Origin of the sequence: Maribacter zhoushanensis, assembly GCF_029350975.1 — a bacterium.
Lineage (GTDB): Bacteria > Bacteroidota > Bacteroidia > Flavobacteriales > Flavobacteriaceae > Maribacter > Maribacter zhoushanensis.
This window is the reverse complement of sequence record NZ_JARKMR010000005.1, coordinates 39,832-60,040: the sequence shown is the minus strand read 5'-3', so window position 1 is coordinate 60,040 and position 20,209 is coordinate 39,832. Positions and strand designations below refer to the sequence as shown.

Sequence of the window (20,209 nt, the reverse complement as noted above, 5' to 3'; positions counted from 1 at the left end):
CTATCTTTCTTAAAGCTACCTAACTGTATGCTTGAATAATTAAACCGCTGTTAATCTTTTACTTAACAGTGGTTTTTTATTTACTATAACATGAAAAATTGAATAAAATTTAGATTATTTGAAATCTCAAAACCTTAAACTACCTACCTCAAGTTCATCTTTCTCTTTATCAAGTCTTACTACAGTTGTTTTACGCTCTTCATTTGGTTTACCATAATTAGTAAACATGGTAATTTTTAAAACTGTTGGTCCTGAAATTTTCTGAACGTCATCAGCATAATAATCTACTAAAATTTTATACTCGCCTTTAATAGCATTTTTCAACATAAATTCTTCTGGACCATAACCTTCTGTGATATCTTCAGACATATGCCCTCCTATTTTTGTTTCTTGATTTGAGTAATTTGCTTTTTCATCTTTAGGATCAACAACCCATAAATCTATGTCTGTATCATTATGGTTCCAGTCAATCACAATTCTTACATCTGTCTCAAGAGGTTTAAACTTTTCTTTCTCTTCTTTTTTTAATTTTAGTTTGTTACCATACTTATATACCAGTCTACTTAGTTCTACATAAGCAATTTGCTCTATTCCATTAAAGCGGTCATCCTCATCTTTTTCTAATAAATCGCCATTATATAATTTAAATAATAAATCATACCCCTTTTGTATTTCGCCCAATTGCTCATATGCCAAAGCTAAATCTCTATAAGATTGCGGTTCTTCAGGTCTTAGTTCTAAAACTTTTTTATAGACAATTACTGCTAATTCATATTGATTAAAGTATTCAAGTTTATAGCCTAGAGCTTTCATTAATTCATGATTACTTAATTCAATTTCCATTAGATTGGTTAAAATTCTAATTGCAATGTCAGATTTTCCTTTGCGCTCAAAAAAGTCAGATACATCTAAATAAAAAGAGGGACTATTTGAATATTTATCTCTAATTTCCAAATACTTACAATAGGCTAATTCTGTATTAGGTTCTTTTTCTAGAATCTTAATATAGGGCGTATCTGGATTCCAAGATTTAAGATCTATCTGATCACTTATTTCTTGATTAAATTTTTCAATTGCTTCTTGGTTAGTTTCCAAACCTTTCTTCGTTGTTATAATAACTACTCCATTTGAAGCTCTAGCTCCGTAAATGGAAGCTGCATTTAATGCCTTTAGCACCTGCATACCATCAATGTCTTCAAGTTGTAGTTCGTCCATCGGATTATTTGAAACAATTTCACCATCAACAAAATAAAGCGGACTATTATTAGCTGTAACTGAATTGATACCTCTAACTGTAATATTAGAATCTGAACCTGGCTCACCTGAAATTTGTGTTACCTCTACCCCTGCTACCTTACCTTGTAAAGCTTGAGCTACGTTAATTGTAACAGAGCCAGTCATTTCTCTTTTTACCTCCGTACCATATCCTACAACAATAACTTCTTCTAAAGATTCTGAACTTTCGTCTAATGAAATAGAAATATTATTAGAATCAGTAACTGTTTGAGACAAAGAATTAAAACCTATATATGATATTTCCAATTCATCATTTTCTTCTGCATTGATACTATAATTACCATCAAAATCTGTTGTTACGCCATTAGCTGTTCCCTGTACGACTACACTTGCTGCTGGCAGCGGCAACCCAGCTTGATCTACAATAGTACCTGTAATTATTCTTTTTGTAGAATCAATACCTATAACACTAGGGTTTAGAGTTGGACTCACCGAATTTTCAACTACTTCAATAGTGTCTACCTTAGTGGTATTTGTTACTATACTAGAGCTAACACCATTGGTTGTTGCATCACCTTTTTGCTTTAATGTCTTTTTGGGATACTTGGTTGAATACCAGTTTAAAATTTTATCATAATTACTGAATAAATCTTTCTTTCTATCATTAAATCGCTCAAGGTGATATGCTTCATCTTTTTCTAAATCCTTAATTAGTTCTTTGTATTGAGCTCTTAATTCTTGGGGTGGCTCAATACGATACTTCGCATAATCTTCAACCCTATCTAAAATCAACATTGAAGTATAATCTGTTACCAAATAATGACTCTTTGCAAGCGAGATTATCTCTTCTTTATTTTCATCTTTATTACCACTTAAGTGCATTAGCTTTTGTTTAGCCCATAGTCGTTTTACTACATCATCGCTTTTATTTTTGTTAATCTGAAGTTTGATGCGCTCCGTTACTTTTCCGCTATAGCCAAATAACAACTCTATAGTGCTATCTTTTGAAAATCTTCCAGAAATGGTAAAATCTTCAGAAACGTTTGTTTTCTTATTTGGATAGACTTCCCAGATATCATTATTCTGCTGGTATCCTAAAAATTGAAATGTCTCGTGTTTTAGAATATTTAAGGCTTCGGTCTGTGGCAACCTTACTAAATTTATATAACTGCCACCAGAAACTGTAGCGACTTCTCTTAGCAATTCATGATTTGCAGACGTAGTAGAGTTGATTGTATAAATTGAGCCGTTATTAGTTCTAGCATAATCTCCGAGATTCGCCAAACCATCTGTAAACAAAAGTGTTTCGCCCAAAATTTTTGCTAATGACTTAGAAAAATCCATACATGTACCACCATCATAAACAGCATCTTTTAATGCTTCTTTTAATTCTTGCCAATCACCATTTTCTATTTTATAAATTTTAGTTTGAACTATAGAATTACTAAAAGAAATATAATTTACTTCGACGTTTCTTAAGTAATCAAAATATTCACCAAGTATTGCTAATTCTTTCTCTACATTTCTATTTCTTAATGAATACGAAGTATCCCAAAGCAATTTAATTTTTTTAGGCTTTTGCTTTAACCTAGTATTTGGTTTAAGCGTTTGATTTATATAAAAATAGTCTTGATAACTTAATAGTGTTTCAGCATTGCCAGTACTTGACAACTCTACTATAACAGGTGAGTTTGGTATATAATTCTGTTTCTCTAAAGATGCCGTAAAACCACCATTACTTTCCTTAAAAAAGAAGTTTTCATTATCACTTTTTATTTTAGGCAGCTTTCCCTCATTCAATACTTTCATTTGTATTGAAAAATTATCCAACTTAGCTTTCATGCCTAAAGGCAGTTCATAAATTTGACGTTGATTTAATGTTGACAATTCTTGCTCAAAAGTCAAAACAATGTGCTTATACTTTTTAGGCAAAATCGGATAAATTCTTGCCTTGTAATTATTGCCTTCTGTTTTTTCTAACAGACCCGGATCTATGTTTTGCCTTATTGTACTTTCAAAAGCAACACGAGCCAATTCTTTTTCTACAATGACGGCTTCTCTAAGTTTGTCATTTACATCCATCGCAAATATAGAAACCGACTGACCCTGCCCTAACGGGAATACTAATTCTCCCTCTAAGGTTCTATCTAATTCATTATAAAATTTCATATCATACGTAGTCGTAGCAAAATTGCCAATGATGGTCACATCAATTTTTAGACTAGTTAGTTTTAGTTTGCTAGAGTCTTTTAGTACTATTTCAAGAGACTCTTGGGCAAAAAACTGTGTACATATAAATAGAAAAATTAGTGAAATCAGCTTTTTCATGATTGGTAGTTTTATGGTTTTGATAAAAGTCTACATAAACTACGAGATATGAAATGCAAACTGAGTGAATAGACCATTTGAATGAGTTAAGATGGCTTTATATCGTATAACTTCTTTGCTCTATTGACTCGTAGGGCAATACGCTTAATTAATCGCTCTGGCTGTAAAACCTTCATAGCTTCTCCGTAGCCCAGTATAATTCGTTCCAATTCAAAATTCAATTTGACCTTAATACATATAACTATACTACCGTCTTCATTTCTTTCTTCAATACATTGCGAATGATGCAAAGGTTTTGTTACCACATATGGTGCATGCCTATGATCTACCCACAATTTAACATTGCCCGCTCTTTCCCCTTGGTTTACAGTTACCCCAATTACGTTCTTATAAAATTCATCTGCATTGAACTCTACAGGTATATAAGGCACGGAAAAAGCATAATCAACACTCTTAATACGGTCTAAAGCTAAATTTACAATTCCTCTTGATTTTGCACCTTTCCCAATTAGAAACCAACGATTATTAAATTCTTTTAATAGTATAGGATGAAATTGAATCACCCCAGATTGCTTTGCTTTAAAAGATTGATACTCCAATTTCAATACTATTTTTTTCTGAATTGCTTGATACAATTCATCCAACCAATGAAGTCCTTTTAGGTTCTCGTTTTTGTCTAAATGAATGATTGAAGCTTGATGCGTTTTCTCTGTGTACACCTTATCTTCTAATCGTTGAATAATGCCCCCTAGTTCAGAAAATAATGAAAAGTCTTTAAACTGTTTGAGCATTTCTACAGTTTCACTAAGCACATTCATATCATTTTCTGTGATGGGAATATCTGTTATGGAATATTCATCTTCCTCATACTTGTAATACTTTTTATCGTAAACTTTTATGGGTGCATTGTAACCTAATTTATCGCTTCGCATTAACTGAATGTCCATTTGCACGGTACGTTTGCTTACATTGATTTCACGACCCTCATATTCATATAAAGCATCTGAACAAGCTTCGATTAAATCATCTAATGTCCATTTACGGTATGTATTCTGAAGACATTTATCAATCGTTTTATAACGGATAAGTGCATTTTTATTGATTGCCATTTAACAATGTTTTTGATTAAAATAAAAAATCAAAAACAACTACGCAAAATAATTGCGCACATAGTTCTCAAGTTTGTACCAGAATCATAAAGAAGACCAGTTAAAACAGTCTTCATGTAGCGCTCTGCCGAACGAATGGAGTCGGCAGAGCTAATTAAAAGAAATTATGAAATGAGCTAAAAAGATTTACCGATTATTTAAAATTTCTAATAGCGAATTGCATATGACCTTAAAAAAACAATAACACTAAACAGATGAAAAATACAGTAAACATCACAGGAAAAGAATTAATTGATTTAGGTTTTCGTTCAGGAAAATGGTTTCCAGAAGCCATAGATTATATTAACGCAAACCAGTTGGAAGAAGAAGCTATGTTAGACTTCTTAGAGCAATATCGTTTACCACCTATGATCAACCTGCATTCTAACCCTGCAGAATTCGAAATAAATATAAAAGCCGAAAATGAATTGGAAGAGACCAATGTAACTAAAGTAGTGGATTCCATGAAAGTTTTAATGCGCACACCTACAACTGTCAATGGGGCTATAATGCCTGATGCGTGCCCTACTGGGCCACTAGGTACAATTCCCGTTGGTGGTGTTGTTGTAGCAAAGAATGCTATTCACCCAGGTATGCATAGTGCAGATATTTGTTGCTCTGTAATGTTGACCGATTTCGGAAAAACAGATCCAAAACTAGTTTTAGATGCCGCACATTCAATTACACATTTTGGACCAGGTGGTAGACCACGTGGTAAACAATATAAATTACCCCAAGAATTATTAGCTGAGTTCAAAGCAAATAAACTATTGAATACACCAAAGGACATAAGTCTTGCAATAGAACATTTAGGAACTCAAGGTGATGGTAATCACTTCTTATTTGTTGGTGTTTCAGAAAAAACTGGTAATACTATGATGATTACTCATCACGGTTCTAGAGCGCCAGGTGCAAGGTTGTACAAAAAAGGAATGCACATTGCAGAACGGTTTAGAAAAGACCTTTGTCCAGCTGCGTTAAAACAAAATGCATGGATCCCTTTTGAAACTGAAGAAGGACAATTGTACTGGAGTGCTTTGCAGACGATAAGAAAATGGACAAAGTTAAACCACGAGTGTATTCATAACGCCACTTTAGAAGTTCTAGAGATGGAAGCTGAAGACCGTTACTGGAATGAGCATAACTTTGTTTTTAAAGACGGAGATTTGTTTTACCATGCTAAAGGCGCTACACCCTTAGATCCTAAATTTATGCCTGATATTACCGGTCCAAGATTAATACCCTTGAATATGGCTGAACCTGTTTTGATTGTGGAAGGTAAAACCACCACTAAGAACTTAGGTTTTGCCCCACACGGAGCTGGTAGAAATATGAGTAGAACACAACACAAAAGAAACAATGCAGATTTTACCAAAGAAGCCTTGTTCAATTTGGAAACGGAAGGATTAGATGTTCGTTTCTTTTCTAAAGAAATTGATATTTCTGAGCTGCCTAGCGCTTATAAAAATGCACAAACGGTTCGTTCTCAAATGGAAGAGTATGGCTTAGGAGAGATAATTGATAAAGTAATGCCTTACGGTTGCATTATGGCTGGAGATTTTCAGGTAAATGCTCCTTGGAGGAAGAAAAGAAGAGAGAAAGCTAAAATTTAAATAAAACAGAATATGGAAAACTTACAAAGGACCAAGAATATATTCTTTGAAGAAGTTGCTTTCCAAAAATTCCTTAAAGAAATAGAATTACAAAACGGAACTGCAATGTTAATTGGTGGGGCTGTTATAGATGAAATACAAGGTTTAAAAATTAAAGATGTAGATATTGAAGTTTATGGTCTTTCTTATGTAGCACTCACCAATTTAATAGAGGGGTTAGATATTAATTGTAATATGGTTGGTAATTCTTTTGGTGTTATTAAAACAGTCATAGCCAATTTAGAAATCGACATATCTATTCCTAGAAGAGAAAATAAAGTGGGTATAGGCCACAAAGGATTTACCATTGAACTAGACGAAAAAATGACTCCTAAAGAGGCAGGATTAAGAAGAGACCTTACCATTAATAGCATGTATCTAAACTTACATACCAAAGAATTGGTAGATCCTTTTAATGGACTCGTAGATTTACAAAAAGGTATTCTTAGGGCTACCAACGAGCAAACCTTTATAGAAGATCCGCTACGGGTTCTTCGTATCATGCAGTTATTGCCGAGAAAAGGAAAATCGGTCGCTAAATCAACTTTGGCTCTTTGTCGAAAAATGGTAGATTCTTATTCAGAATTACCGGGAGAGCGCATTTTTGTAGAATGGGAAAAGCTTTTACTTAAAGCAGACCAACCCTCTATAGGATTAGAATTTTTAAGAGATTCTGGCTGGTTAAAGCATTTTCCCGAATTACAAAACTTAGTTGGATGCCCTCAAAACCCTGTATGGCATCCAGAAGGAGATGTTTGGGTACATACATGTATGGTTTTGGATAATGCTGCAAAATTAAGGGCTCATATTCCTGAGAAATGGAAATTACCCTTTATGTTTGGTGCATTGTTACATGATGTTGGTAAACCCTCTACCACAACCCCAGAATTAACAGCTTATGGTCATGATGTTAAGGGAATGCTCTTGGCCGAAATTTTTTTAAAACGGATGACCAATAATAAAACTTTGATCCATAAGGTAACCACTATTGTTGGCTTACATATGAGACCTGGGCAATTATATGCATCTGGGGCAAAGGAGGCAGCCTGGAAAAGGTTACACAACAAATGTAGAATTGATATCTTAGGCTGGCAGAGCAAAGCTGATTCTGCGGGAAGAACTGGTAGAGATGTCATTTTAGACGAGCATAAAGTATCCGAAACCTGTTTTAACCTTTTTGAAAAATTTGGAGAGAATGAAATTAAACCTTTGATTTCAGGAAAAGATTTGATTGATCTAGGTTTAAAACCTTCCCAACAATTTGGGGTAATTTTAAGCAGTTGCTACGAAAAGCAATTGGAAGGTAAAAGTAGAAAAGACCTCTTATATGATCTAATAAATCAGATTTAAGATAAAAATTGCATCTTTGCATTAGTTCATTGAAATAGTTCTTTTGAAAATTTTATGGGATATGCATGCCAATACTGGTCTGCATAACTTTTAAAATTTAAATTATGAATTGGAAAATTCAAAAATTACTTGATGGGGAAACCATCATTTCAAAAGAACCCGGTAATTCTATGTTACCATTGTTAAAATCAAAACAACCAGTGCGCCTTGCGCCAATTAGTTGGGATGAATGTAATGTTGGTGATATTGTATTCTGTAAAGTACGTGGAAATGAATTTACACACCTTGTAAAAGGGAAGAATGATAAACGAGGTTTGCTAATTGGTAATAATCACGGTAGAATTAACGGATGGACAAAAAATGTGTATGGTAAAGTAATAGAGATATTATAGGCTCCATGCCACATTTTAATCTTTAAAATTTAAAAGTTAATTATAAATAAAATAGTACATGCTAAATCATTTTAATCACATACCGGACGCTGAAAAGCTAGGATTGCATCGAATTGATTGATAGATACTATTAAAAACAGATACATAACTAGAGCGTCCAAGAAATTGGGCGCTTTTTTTATGCAATTTTTCTAGAGAATTCTAAAAATTCCAAAAGAATGTTATTTAAAAGCTAAGTATTTGAAAAACAGCAAATTGATTAATTGTACTGTTATCTGTTAAACAACGGACAGGAATACCTATGTCTAATAAACAATATAACTAATTGATAATCAGTAAATTATATTTATTTTTTCTTGTGTAATATAAAAATACATTTTAGCTTTGCAGCGCAATACTGCAATAAAACTAATTAACTGAAGTATATATGACTTTTTCTAACACATATCAGAATACACTAAAGGTACCAGGTGCTTTAACAGTGTTGCTTCAGGACTTTCTATATACATAAATCTTCATACGATTATGATTAAAAGTCCGAAGCCTTTAAAGTTTCGGACTTTTTTTATGCTTATTAATTAAGAGCAAAACTTTCCGAGACATTTTATCAAATTAAGTATGGCTTTTCAAAGGTTGAACGGTCATTCTATTCTCTAATATGAAATATCATGGGAAAGAAATTAAGTGGAAAAGACCTTATCGAATTGGGCTTTCCAAAGAACAATAGTATAAATATCACTTTAGGTCAAATCAATAGGTATCATAAAAGAGTAAAAAAAGAAAAGATATTAACTGAAGCCAAAAAAGTGTTGTTGCATCCTGAAAACTATAAGGGCGATGGTGTTTGGGGTAAGATTTCCGAAAGTTTATTAGACCCGGTTATAGTAAAAAAACAAGCCTTAAGTTCGGTACGAGCACCTTTTCATATCTATGGAGAAAATGAAATTGAAGAACAAGCAAAATACCAATTGTATGATGCTTTAAAGCTTCCGATTTCTGTCGCTGGGGCTTTAATGCCCGATGCCCATAGTGGTTATGGTCTGCCCATTGGCGGAGTTTTGGCTACTAAGAATGCAGTAATTCCGTATGGAGTCGGTGTCGATATCGGTTGTCGAATGTGTTTGACTATTTATCCGATTCCGGTTTCATACCTCAAAGGAAAGAAACACCAATTGGCTAATTTCCTTTCGGAACATACCAAATTTGGAATGCGGGAAACGCATCAGATAAAGCACGATCATGAAATCTTTGAGCGAGATGAATTTAAAAATACCCCTCTCTTGAAAAGATTAAAAGATAAGGCATATAAACAATTGGGAACCTCAGGTGGCGGAAATCATTTCGTAGAATTTGGAACGGTTACTATTGCAGATAACCAAAACGAATGGGGTTTGAAAATTGGTGAATACTTAGGTGCGCTTTCTCATAGTGGGTCGCGAGGTCTAGGAGCCAACATTGCAAAACATTACACCTATTTGGCAACAAAGCAATGTCCTTTACCTAAGCACGTGCAACATTTAGCATGGTTAGATTTAAATACACATGACGGACAAGAATATTGGTTAGCTATGAATTTAGCGGGAGATTATGCCAAAGCATGTCATGACGATATTCACGCAAGACTTGCTAAGCTTTTAGGGGAAAAGCCAGTGGCTAAAATCGAGAACCATCACAATTTTGCATGGAAGCAAGAGGTAAATGGCGAAGAGTGTATTGTACATAGAAAAGGAGCAACCCCAGCTGCAAAAGGTGAATTGGGTATTATTCCTGGCTCTATGACCGCACCGGGTTACATTGTTAGAGGTTTGGGAAATAAAGAGAGTTTAAACTCTGCTTCTCATGGTGCAGGAAGGCTTTTTTCAAGACGAAAGTGTAAACAAACTTTTACACGAAGTGATATTAAAAAGCAACTAGAATCAAATGAAGTAACCCTTATTGGTGGAGGTATTGATGAAGCGCCGATGGCTTACAAAGACATTAATAAAGTCATGGCAAATCAACAAGAACTAGTAGAAGTAATAGGAACCTTTACCCCTAAAATAGTAAGAATGGATAAGTAAACATTAGTGTTCAGTTGACAGTTGCAGCTAGCAGTATTTGCTCAGCTGTCATCCTGATCTTAGTCAAAGGCGTAGGAACACTATAGTTTAACTTTTAATTAAAAAACATGGAAAAAATTATACAAATAACAGCAGGTAGAGGTCCAGCAGAATGTAGCTGGGTCGTTGCCCAAGTGCTTAAACGATTTTTGGAAGAAACCAAGATGAAAGGGTTTAAACATATTATAATACACCGAGAAAAAGGAAACCTAAATGGAACAGTTCAATCGGTGACTATTCGCTTAAGAGGAGAAGATCTTGAAGCCTTTTTAGCAACTTGGTTGGGAACCATTCAATGGATCGGTATCTCTATATTTCGAAAATACCATAAACGAAAAAACTGGTTTATTGGAGTTTTTGAATTGAAGCAAATGCAAACCATGAAATTGGATGAAAAGGACATCTCTTTTCAAACTATGCGAAGTACGGGTCCTGGTGGCCAAAATGTAAATAAAGTAAACTCGGCGGTGAGAGCAATTCATAACACAACTGGAGTTCAAGTAGTTGCAATGGATAGTAGATCACAACATCAAAACAAAAAATTAGCAATAGCTCGATTAAAAGAAAAAGTAAACGAAGTTAATCTAGCGCAGTTAAAAAATAGCATGATAGACGAATGGGAAAATCATATGAATTTGCAACGTGGAAACCCTATTCGTGTTTTTAAGGGCACGGACTTTAAACATCAAGAAGAGAAAAAAGGCTTTAAACCAAAACGGCAAAAGCTAAAAAACGATTTAAAACAACAAAAATGGGACTTACAATAGCCGACACTTATTACCTAAAGGCAAAAGCGGCATCTGGTTACGATTGGGACGAAGTTTGCGAATCACTAAACTATGCCTTGTCTTATGATGAAAACCACTGCGCAGCACTTTGTCTTTTGGGGAAAGTATATGCCAGAAACTTAAACCAATATGAAAAAGCATTTGATTGTTTTGACAAAGTCATCGCAATTGATAGTTATTATTTGGGTGTATATCCACTTTACATAAAATACTTGATTTGGGTTGATGAAATTGAAAGGGCAAACAAACTAATTGCTTTTGCCCTTACATTAAAAGGGATATCAAAAGGAAATTTGTTTTGGCTTTCAGCGTATGCGTTAGAAACCAAGGAAGCATATAAAGATGCTTTAAAGTTTCTTAAAAAAGCTAAAAAGCATTCATACAATGACGATTACTTCTCTTTTATTGGGGATGAAGAAAATAGAATCAAAAAGAAATTGAAATTGGATAAATCCAAAGTAAAAAAGAAGAAAAAAAGAAAATGATTTAAAATAAAATATTAATGAGTTCGAAATTCCACTAAACCTTGATTATAAATATCGAAATGAAAACTAAAGCTATTCATTTCGATATTTTTTTATTGCACCATTATTAGATGTTATATACACTTAGTACCTCAGAAAATACTGAAAAAAAATAAATTTCACCATCAATTCGTAGCATTAACAATTGCTTCTGCAATCTCAGGATATACCCATTCTAACGTATTTCTATTGAAAATACCGAATTCATCTGCATTGCCATTATCCCACCAAATGGGGCAAATACCGCGTTCGGCACAGAGGTTAGCATAATATTCAGCATGAGCTAAACGGTCATTCTCGTTATCGGAAAAAGTGGAACCCCATTCGCCCATGACTACTGCCCTACCTTCGCTCTCGAACTTATTTTGAATGGTATTAAATTCTTGCGTTAATTGCGCCTTATCCTCATCTGTTCCCCAAATTGGATCAGTACCTGCAAGACTGAACAAATAAGGAGAATAACTATGGATGGAGACAATTACATTTTCATCATTATTTGGAACTATGTAATCTTGTAGTACATTTTCTCCTGTACCAGCCGCATAGGTTGAAACCATAATTTTACGAACGGCGTTGTTGCCATCTGTTGCACGAATTGCATCAACACTGACCTGATGATATTGATTTACAACATCTCGCCCCTCGGCGGTGCCTCCCTCCCATTCTTCTGGTGACCCTTCATGACGTGGTTCATTTAAAGTTTCAAAAATTACATAGTCTCCATAGGGTTTAAATCTGTTGGCAATCTGTGTCCACGTTTTAGTCAATCTATCTTTTACCAAAGGTGCATTTTCATACGTAGGTACAATCCACTCATCATCATGATGAATATTGATAATCACATACATATCATTGCTTAAAGCAAAATTTGCAATATTTTCAACTGTATTCAGCCAATCAGTTTCTAATAGATAATCTGGCGCTGAACCGGTATGATATTGCCAAGTTACCGGCAATCTCAAAGTTTTAAATCCCATGTTGGCAATCTCATCGATCATTGCCTTAGTTGTCAAAGGATTTCCCCATGCCGTCACGTCAACATCTTCAGTATCTAATGTATTGCCCAAATTCCAACCAGAACCCATGTCAAGTACAAATTCTTTAGGAGAGATATCTCGCATAGTTCCATCAATGACTTCATCTGATCCGGAATCGTCACTAGGTATTTCTACGTTGTCTATTTCTTCTGAAGAACCATTATTTACTGGATTTTCTGAACCAGAGCAACCTGTTATAATAGCTACGATTAATAAAACAAAAACTAGGATCGTATTTTTCATTTGTACCTACTATTTAAAAACAAAAGGAGCAAGAATATTAATATACTTACATTTTGTTTTGGTGCGAAATGAAAGATAAGCAATTAAGTATAAAAACACGAGTCAAGACAAATTGCCCAAGTCTATGAGATTTTTGGACTATTAATTAATATAAATAACCCTAATGAACCCTCGTAGCAAACGACAAAGTGAAGGCTATCGCCTTTTCATTTTTTGTTTCCAATCGTTTACAAAAACAAAAGGATTTTGATAATCCTAATAAACCCTCAGTGCAAATAACAAAATAAAGGCTATCGCCTTTTCATTTTTTGTTCCCAATCGCTTTTATAAACTATGTTTATGACGCTTTTGGAAACAAAAAATGAACTGTTCTCACAGTTCATTTTCTTATTCAGTCGGGATGACAGGATTTGAACCTGCGACCACTCGACCCCCAGCCGAGTGCGCTACCGGACTGCGCTACATCCCGAAATGTTAATTAAAGAGTATCTCCTTAATATTATATATTTTTTCAACTACTTAAGATTCACTGTAGTGCAGTTTATCCAGAGTAAAGTCGAAGGGCTACATCCCGAAATTTTCGATTGCAAAAATAGAGAAGTTCAAAAGAACAATATATTATTTATTAATAAATAATACTATTCAGATGCATTTACCCATTCTAACAGTCGGTTAGTCCATTGCTCTAAATTTGGTTGTCCTTTTGCCAAACTAAATCCATGTCCGCCTTTATCATATAAATACAGTACAGATTTCTCTTTTGCTTTTACATTATATAACGAATGAAAGTATTCGCTATTTTCTCTTGGTACCACAGTATCGTCAATAGCATGGGCTAGAAATGTTCTTGGTGTATTTTCATCAATATTGAATTGGTTTGAATATTGATACACTAAATCTTCTGACGGATTTTTACCCAATAAATTCTCTCTAGAACCTTTATGAGTATTCTCCCCCATTGTAATTACCGGATACATCAATGCCATAAAATCTGGTCTTGCACTAAGCTCGTCAACCTCATCTATGGGTTCATAAACCTTACGATTATATTGTGTACCCAAGGTAGACGCCAAATGACCGCCTGCAGAGAACCCTATTATTCCGATCTGATTTGAATCTAAGTTCCAGTCTTCTGCCTTGCTTTTAACTATCCTTATTGCCCGTTGGGCATCTATTAAAGGTACATTGTGCTTATCAACCTGGGTAGCATCAGATGGTAATCGGTACTTAACAACAATTCCTGCAATTCCATATGTATTCAAAAATTTAGCTATATCGGTACCTTCCCAATCGTAAGCCAATATACCATAACCCCCTCCTGGAAAAATCAAGAAAGCTTTGCCGGTAGCAATAGATTTTTCTGGTAAATACACTTCTATGGTTGGTTCTTGAACTTTTGAAATTCTTAAAATATCCGTTATCTCTTGGACTTCCTGTACCTCATTTTCTATATTGTTTGGAACAGAATTTTTAGGCCACAATGGAATAATCTCTACTTGGCTAGAGCAACTCATAAAATTAATCGCAAAAACTAAAGCGAACAGATAAGTATATTTATTCCACCTCATTACATTCCCATTTAAAGTTTGCAATAGGATCATTAGATGCGCCTTGTAAATTATAATGCCACCATTCTGTTCTGGTGGACCAAAACCCATGTTTTTCCATAGTTTCCTTTAGTAACTTTCTATTATCAAGTATCTCTTGTGGTAAATCAAAATTATCATGATAGGCTCGTTTACCAAAGAAATCAAAATCTGATGGCATTTTCACTTCCTTATCATCCAAGGTAACTAAAGTTATATCTACTGCCCCACCTTTATTATGAATAGAACCTTTTACAGGATTGGCTACATACTGTGGATTAGGTACTATTTTCCACATTTTATACTGGACAGAATTAGGTCTGTAACAGTCGTAAAATTTAATTTTTACACCATGCTTTTTAAATTCTTCATTTGCTTTCAACAAAGCCTTTACCGTTTTTGCTCTTGTATAACATTCTCCACATTCATACACCTGTTCTTTAAGAAAGTTATTATCGGTGGCATATCTAAGATCATATGCAAAGCCATCACTATAGTCTGCTAAACGAACAAATGTAGTATCTGCAACACCTTCCAAGCTTTTGAACACTGGCTCTTGGACTTTTTCTTCTATTACGGAATCTACCTCTATTTCTTTTGCCAACTCAGCTGTAGTATCCATTTGTTTTTTAGATTCTTCCGTTTTACAGCTGGTTGTAAAAACGATAAGGCATAGTGTCACTAATTGTAGTATAGTCTTCATGGCACACATTTTCATTTGTTATAACTTAAACAACTAGAAAAATATAATATTCACTAGTAAAGAGTAAAAATACCATTCTAAAGTTTGAAAATGAAAAGTAAAAAATGGACAGGTATACTTATTGTAAAACAAAATAGCCCTCTATAGTATAAAAATAGAAGGCTAGAATGCACTTTTGGTTGTTGGTTTACTTCAAGGTCTTTAAATACACCAAGCTTTTTGGTACTTGGGTAACTACATTTTTAGATTCATCTTCTATAAACATGTATTCAATTCCTATTTTTTTAGCTTCGGCGACTATGCCTGCAATATCAATTTGTCCTGTTCCTAGCACAACGTTAGTATCATCATCTTCATGACCAGTGTTATTACCCTCAATACCTTTTTCCATATCCTTCAAATGTAAAAGGGTAATTTTTTTAGGATATTTCTTCATTAATGCCAATGGATCTGCACCACCATGTTGCGCCCAGAAAACATCTAACTCAAATGTAAAATCTTTAGCATTCTGTGCCATATAGTCAAACAATGTTCCGCTTTTATAAGGTCTAAACTCATATCCATGCGGGTGATAAGCTAATACAAGTCCGTTATTCTTTAAAATCTTTCCTGCCTTGTTAAATACTTCCGTGGCGTGTTTAGTTTCTTCTAAATCCCACTTATTATCATCGTGAGGTACCCATGCACACATTACATACTTTGCACCAAAATCTTTAGCGTTTTTAATGACCTTTTCAACATCGTTTTCCAAATCTTCAAAGCCAGCACCTACACTTACCATCTCTAAGTCATTTTCGACCAACAAAACTTTGAAATCTTCTAATGGCATGTCATAGGTTTCGCCCCCTTCAATTTTGGTTATCCCCCATTCATTAATCAATCCTAAGGTGTTAGAAACATCCATTTTAAATTGATTTCGTAAACTATATAATTGCAGACCTACTTCTTGCGCTTGCGCTAAAAAACCACTACCCAAAAGAATAGCGGCTATCATTACTTTCTTTATCATTATAATGTTGTTTACGTAAGTAAATTTCCTTCGTCATCCCACTCAGCCATAACATTACGCTGACTTTGGTCTACACATTTTGCAATCCATTCTGGATCATAAGCAACACCGTGCTGGTCTAGTACATCTTGCGGTACACCATCCCAAACATTTGGTGAATTTCCTTTATATCCTAAATCTGCAATACCCACTTTAGAGGTATAATATCCAGTAACGGTCAAGCCACGCATAGTATAGAAAAACTGAATTTCCAGTGGTTGTTCACTTAATGGTTTCTCTGTATCATGCCAGCAAATTTCATCACAAATTTGTTTTTTCTGCTCTAATGTAGCCGACTTGAATTCAGTACCGAATTCTGTATTACTTTTATGATCCAACCACATTAAGCCACCTAATAATGTAGGTGCCATTTCTGGAATATCTTTGCCCATAAATTCTACAAGTGCCGGCACTTCTGCTTCTATAGGACCGCCATGTGGTTCTTTTGGAGGAAGTATCACTACACTTAAAGCTGCAATAGTTTCCATCTCATGCTCGTTGAACAACTGCTCAGCGTTTAACTTTTCTATACGTTCCAATTCTGCCGGTGTTCTTCCAAAATACTTTTCACTACTAGCTGCAATATCTTGATCTACAGATTCGCCATTTTCAGTCTTACATGAATTGAAGACTAGCCCAGAAGTTGCCGCAGCACCACCAAGTATTAAAGTTTGTAAACTCTTTCTTCTATCCATCATCTAAATATTTTGTGCCTTTAATTGTTCAATGATATAATCTGATGCTCTCCATGAAAGCGCCATAATAGTCCAAGTACAGTTCTTATCCGCTTGAGATACAAACACCCCTGCATCTACTATAAATACATTATCTGCATTATGTAACTGTTGAAACTTATTGGTCACCGATGTCTTAGGATCATCTCCCATTCTGGTAGTACCCACCTCATGTATAATTTCACCTGGCTTATTTAATCCGTAATCTTTGTCTTTACCTGGCTTTTCACCTAAATAATGACCACCCATATTATGAATAATTTCTTCAAAGGTATCTTGCATGTGCTTTGCCTGATTTACCTCGTACTCTGAATGCTTGTAGTTAAACTTCAAAACAGGAATACCAAATTGATCCACGGTTGTAGGGTCAATTTCACAGTAATTGTCTTTGTAAGCAATTGCTTCTCCACGACCACCAAAACCTATTACGGAACCGTAGTATTTCTTTACATCATCACGCAAGCTATCTCCATAGCCTCCAGATTTCAATCCAAAATATTGGTTCAAGGCATTAGGATCCCAACCAAAACCATAATTAGGTTGCCCCATTCCGCCCCACACTTCTATGTGGTATCCTCTTGGGAAATTTAACTTGGAATTATCTCCCCACCATGGCGAGTAAACGTGCATACCACCAACACCATCTTCATTATAAGAGGTCTTTCTGTTCATTAAACCAGGAATTACTCCTGAAGCACTAGATCCCGTAGAATCATGTAAATATCTACCAACTAAGTTACTACTGTTCCCTAATCCGTTAGGGTGTTGTTTACTCTTAGAGTTTAAAAGTATACGTGCCGAACTACATGCAGATGCAGCCAATACAACCACCTTGCCTCTAAGTGTATATTCTTTTCTATCTTCTTTATTGATGTACGATACCCCTGTTGCTTTACCTTCTTCATTGGTAAGGACTTCGCGCACCATTGAATTTACGAACAGTTTTACTTGACCACCGCTCTTTTGCGCCGGAAAGATCAAACAACTACCTGCTGAGAAATCGGCATAAATTTGACATGATCTTCCACATTGTCCGCAATAGAAACAAACGCCACGGTCTTCATTAATTCTTTTGGTCAGCATGGAAAGTCTACCAGGTATAACCGGTATATTAGATTTCTTTGCTCCATTTATGTAAAATAACTCGTGCAATCTTGGTTTCGGGGGAGGAAGAAAAAACCCGTCAGGATCATTTTCTCTACCTTCATTGGTGCCAAAAACACCAATTAACTTGTCTAATTTATCGTAATATGGTTTAACGTCTTCATATCCTATTGGCCAATCATCTCCATGACCATCACGGGTTTTCCCTTTAAAATCTTTAGGTCCAAAGCGTAAAGAAATACGCCCCCAGTGATTTGTACGTCCTCCTAGCATTCTTGCACGCCACCACTTAAATTCAGTTCCTTCTGCATGCGTATATGGTTCTCCTTCTACTTCCCAATCTCCCCAAGACATATCCCATTCTCCAAAAGCACGGGTTGTTCCTGCACCTCTACGTGGCGAATCATAAGGTTGTTTTAATTGTGTCATGGTTTTTGGATCGGCAGGATCAAAAAATGGACCCGCTTCTACAACAGCTACATTTAAACCTGCATCTGCCAATTGTTTGGTAGCCATACCACCACCGGCTCCTGAACCTACGATGATAACATCAAAGATTTCTGAGGATTCTTTTATTTGCATAATTTGAGATTAGTTGATGATTACAATTTAACTATTAAATAAAATAAGAACCTGCGTTTTTAGCTGAATAACATTCGTTACTGGACGGACGGATATTTTTCAAGCACATTGGTACAAATTCAGCTATGTTGTTATTTACTTGTAAAGGTAGAAGCGGGCAAACCTGCCTTATTGAATAAGGTAGCTATGTCCGTACTCCTCCAAGCATACCTTACCCCTGTCGGTTTTTTTACTTCACTTGAAGTCAATAACACCTCTCCATTTTTTAATTTTGCCTTGGCAGCAAACCATTCTCCCGCAGCATTTGAAACTTCAAAAAGTGTTATTTTCTTTCCTTTATTATATAATCCGTCAGCGTGAGTGAACTTCACTTTTAACTGATTGCCGTCTACTTCAAAAGATTCGTAAAGCGGACCATATACTTCTGTGTTGGCTAATAGACCGTAGTGATTTTTCAACGCAATATTTGCCAAACGTAAACCTACATCTTGTTTGTTAAGCGGGTGAATATCTTCTGTTGTACAGATATCACTTGTCATTGCCATACCAGTATCCTCTAGTGCCAAAGTTCTTCTTTGCTGATCTCTAACGATACCTCCTGCAAATTCTTGGTCATACTTAAATGGCGCTATTTGAACATAATAAAATGGAAAATCATCTTTCCATTCCTTTCGCCAAGATGTGATCATATTGGTAAAAAGCTCTTGATAGCTTTCAGCATTTGGCGTATTAGCTTCACCTTGATAATAGATGGCACCACCTATTTTGAACTTGGTCAACGGCGCCACCATACCATTGAACAAAGATGATTTCTGTACCGTTACCCATTTATTTGGTTCTAATTTTTTGTGCGCTTCTACCAATTCAGGGTGTGCTTTAAAAACAGATTCTGGTGTCCACACTTCTGCGCTAGACGCTCCCCATGCGTTATCTATTAATCCTATCGGAATGTTCATTTCCTTTTGAAGCTTTCTTGCGAAAAAATAAGCAACCGCACTAAAATCTTGCATGGTTTCAGATGAACAAGATGTCCAAGATCCTGCTGTATCTTCCTGTGGGTAATCTGCTGTTCTTTTTGCTACAGTAAATAGTCTAATATTTGGATAGTTTGCATTCTCGACTTCAAAATCCCTATTCGCTATTTTGCTGTTTGCACTCCACTCCATATTACTTTGCCCAGAACAAAGCCAAACTTCGCCTATCAAAACATCTTGTAAAGTAATTTCATTATTCTTTCCCGTAAAGCTTATTTTAAAAGGACCTCCAGCTTCTGGAGTTTTTACGGTGATTTCCCATTTTGCATCGTTACCAGCTTTTACTTGAACGGTCTCATCGTTCCAACTCGTGTAAATAGTAAATTCCTCGTTGGGATCTGCCCAGCCATACAACAACACATTACTTTCTCGTTGCAGGACCATTTCATTAGAAAATATTTTGGGTAGTGTTATTTCAGCTTTTGTAAAAGTGGTAACCACTAGGCACAGCAAAATCAGGGTAAAACGTATATTCATTGCAGTCGATAAAATTTTGATTTAAATATACCTAAATATGTTCCATATTAACAAATTCACAATCATTCAATATTATTTTTAAAGTATTTGCTATCTTAAGTACTTTATTTGTGATGTTCATAATCTACTTAAACTCAACTTGTC

15 protein-coding genes and 1 tRNA gene are annotated in these 20,209 nt (G+C 35.1%); 6 read left to right on the top strand and 10 right to left on the bottom strand.

Features of this window, described 5'->3' with window-relative positions; genetic code table 11:
- Positions 1-126: 126 nt before the first annotated feature.
- Positions 127-3,564, bottom strand: coding sequence for a VIT domain-containing protein (locus PXD56_RS15135; RefSeq protein ID WP_276494184.1), 3,438 nt, complete (start codon positions 3,562-3,564; stop codon positions 127-129).
- A gap of 86 nt (positions 3,565-3,650) precedes the next feature.
- A complete protein-coding gene (locus PXD56_RS15130; protein ID WP_276494183.1) occupies positions 3,651-4,673 on the bottom strand; it encodes a helix-turn-helix transcriptional regulator in 1,023 nt (340 codons plus the stop codon).
- Positions 4,674-4,927: 254 nt separating this feature from the next.
- Between PXD56_RS15130 and PXD56_RS15125 the strand changes: the two genes are divergently transcribed.
- The 6 genes from PXD56_RS15125 to PXD56_RS15100 all read left to right on the top strand — a co-directional run bounded on the left by PXD56_RS15125 (position 4,928) and on the right by PXD56_RS15100 (position 11,478).
- On the top strand, positions 4,928-6,325 hold the full coding sequence (locus PXD56_RS15125; protein WP_276494182.1) for an RtcB family protein: 1,398 nt from the start codon (positions 4,928-4,930) through the stop codon (positions 6,323-6,325).
- A 12-nt stretch (positions 6,326-6,337) separates the two neighbouring features.
- Positions 6,338-7,714 carry a CCA tRNA nucleotidyltransferase gene (locus tag PXD56_RS15120; protein WP_276494181.1) on the top strand — a complete coding sequence of 459 codons (1,377 nt, stop codon included), beginning with the start codon at positions 6,338-6,340 and terminating at the stop codon, positions 7,712-7,714.
- 104 nt (positions 7,715-7,818) lie between these two features.
- Positions 7,819-8,106 (top strand): hypothetical protein, encoded by a 288-nt coding sequence (locus PXD56_RS15115; RefSeq protein ID WP_276494180.1) that lies wholly within the window; start codon positions 7,819-7,821, stop codon positions 8,104-8,106.
- Between the two features lie 668 nt (positions 8,107-8,774).
- Entirely contained in the window at positions 8,775-10,166 is a 1,392-nt protein-coding gene (locus tag PXD56_RS15110; RefSeq protein ID WP_276494179.1) for an RtcB family protein, read from the top strand.
- Positions 10,167-10,273: 107 nt separating this feature from the next.
- Positions 10,274-10,972, top strand: a complete 699-nt coding sequence (gene prfH, locus PXD56_RS15105) for a peptide chain release factor H (RefSeq protein WP_276494178.1) — start codon at positions 10,274-10,276, stop codon at positions 10,970-10,972.
- On the top strand, positions 10,957-11,478 hold the full coding sequence (locus PXD56_RS15100) for a tetratricopeptide repeat protein (protein ID WP_276494177.1): 522 nt from the start codon (positions 10,957-10,959) through the stop codon (positions 11,476-11,478). Before prfH ends, PXD56_RS15100 begins: the two co-directional genes overlap by 16 nt.
- A 164-nt stretch (positions 11,479-11,642) precedes the next feature.
- Here the strand turns inward: PXD56_RS15100 and PXD56_RS15095 are convergent, their stop codons facing one another.
- From PXD56_RS15095 to PXD56_RS15060, 8 genes are all read right to left on the bottom strand, one after another.
- Complete coding sequence (locus PXD56_RS15095) at positions 11,643-12,797, bottom strand: glycoside hydrolase family 5 protein (protein WP_276494176.1); 1,155 nt, start codon at positions 12,795-12,797, stop codon at positions 11,643-11,645.
- Positions 12,798-13,192: 395 nt separating this feature from the next.
- Positions 13,193-13,266: transfer RNA gene (locus tag PXD56_RS15090), tRNA-Pro, on the bottom strand.
- 169 nt (positions 13,267-13,435) lie between these two features.
- A complete protein-coding gene (locus PXD56_RS15085) occupies positions 13,436-14,365 on the bottom strand; it encodes an alpha/beta hydrolase (RefSeq protein WP_276494175.1) in 930 nt (309 codons plus the stop codon).
- Entirely contained in the window at positions 14,352-15,086 is a 735-nt protein-coding gene (locus tag PXD56_RS15080) for a M15 family metallopeptidase (RefSeq protein ID WP_276494174.1), read from the bottom strand. The genes PXD56_RS15085 and PXD56_RS15080 overlap by 14 nt, the downstream gene beginning before the upstream one ends.
- A gap of 187 nt (positions 15,087-15,273) precedes the next feature.
- The gene (locus tag PXD56_RS15075; protein WP_276494173.1) at positions 15,274-16,095 is read right to left on the bottom strand and encodes a sugar phosphate isomerase/epimerase family protein; all 822 of its coding nucleotides are present in this window, start codon (positions 16,093-16,095) and stop codon (positions 15,274-15,276) included.
- A gap of 11 nt (positions 16,096-16,106) precedes the next feature.
- Positions 16,107-16,829, bottom strand: coding sequence for a gluconate 2-dehydrogenase subunit 3 family protein (locus tag PXD56_RS15070; RefSeq protein WP_276494326.1), 723 nt, complete (start codon positions 16,827-16,829; stop codon positions 16,107-16,109).
- Positions 16,830-16,832: 3 nt separating this feature from the next.
- Positions 16,833-18,554 (bottom strand): GMC family oxidoreductase, encoded by a 1,722-nt coding sequence (locus PXD56_RS15065; RefSeq protein WP_276494172.1) that lies wholly within the window; start codon positions 18,552-18,554, stop codon positions 16,833-16,835.
- 131 nt (positions 18,555-18,685) lie between these two features.
- Positions 18,686-20,065 (bottom strand): sialate O-acetylesterase, encoded by a 1,380-nt coding sequence (locus tag PXD56_RS15060; RefSeq protein WP_276494171.1) that lies wholly within the window; start codon positions 20,063-20,065, stop codon positions 18,686-18,688.
- Positions 20,066-20,209: the final 144 nt, after the last annotated feature.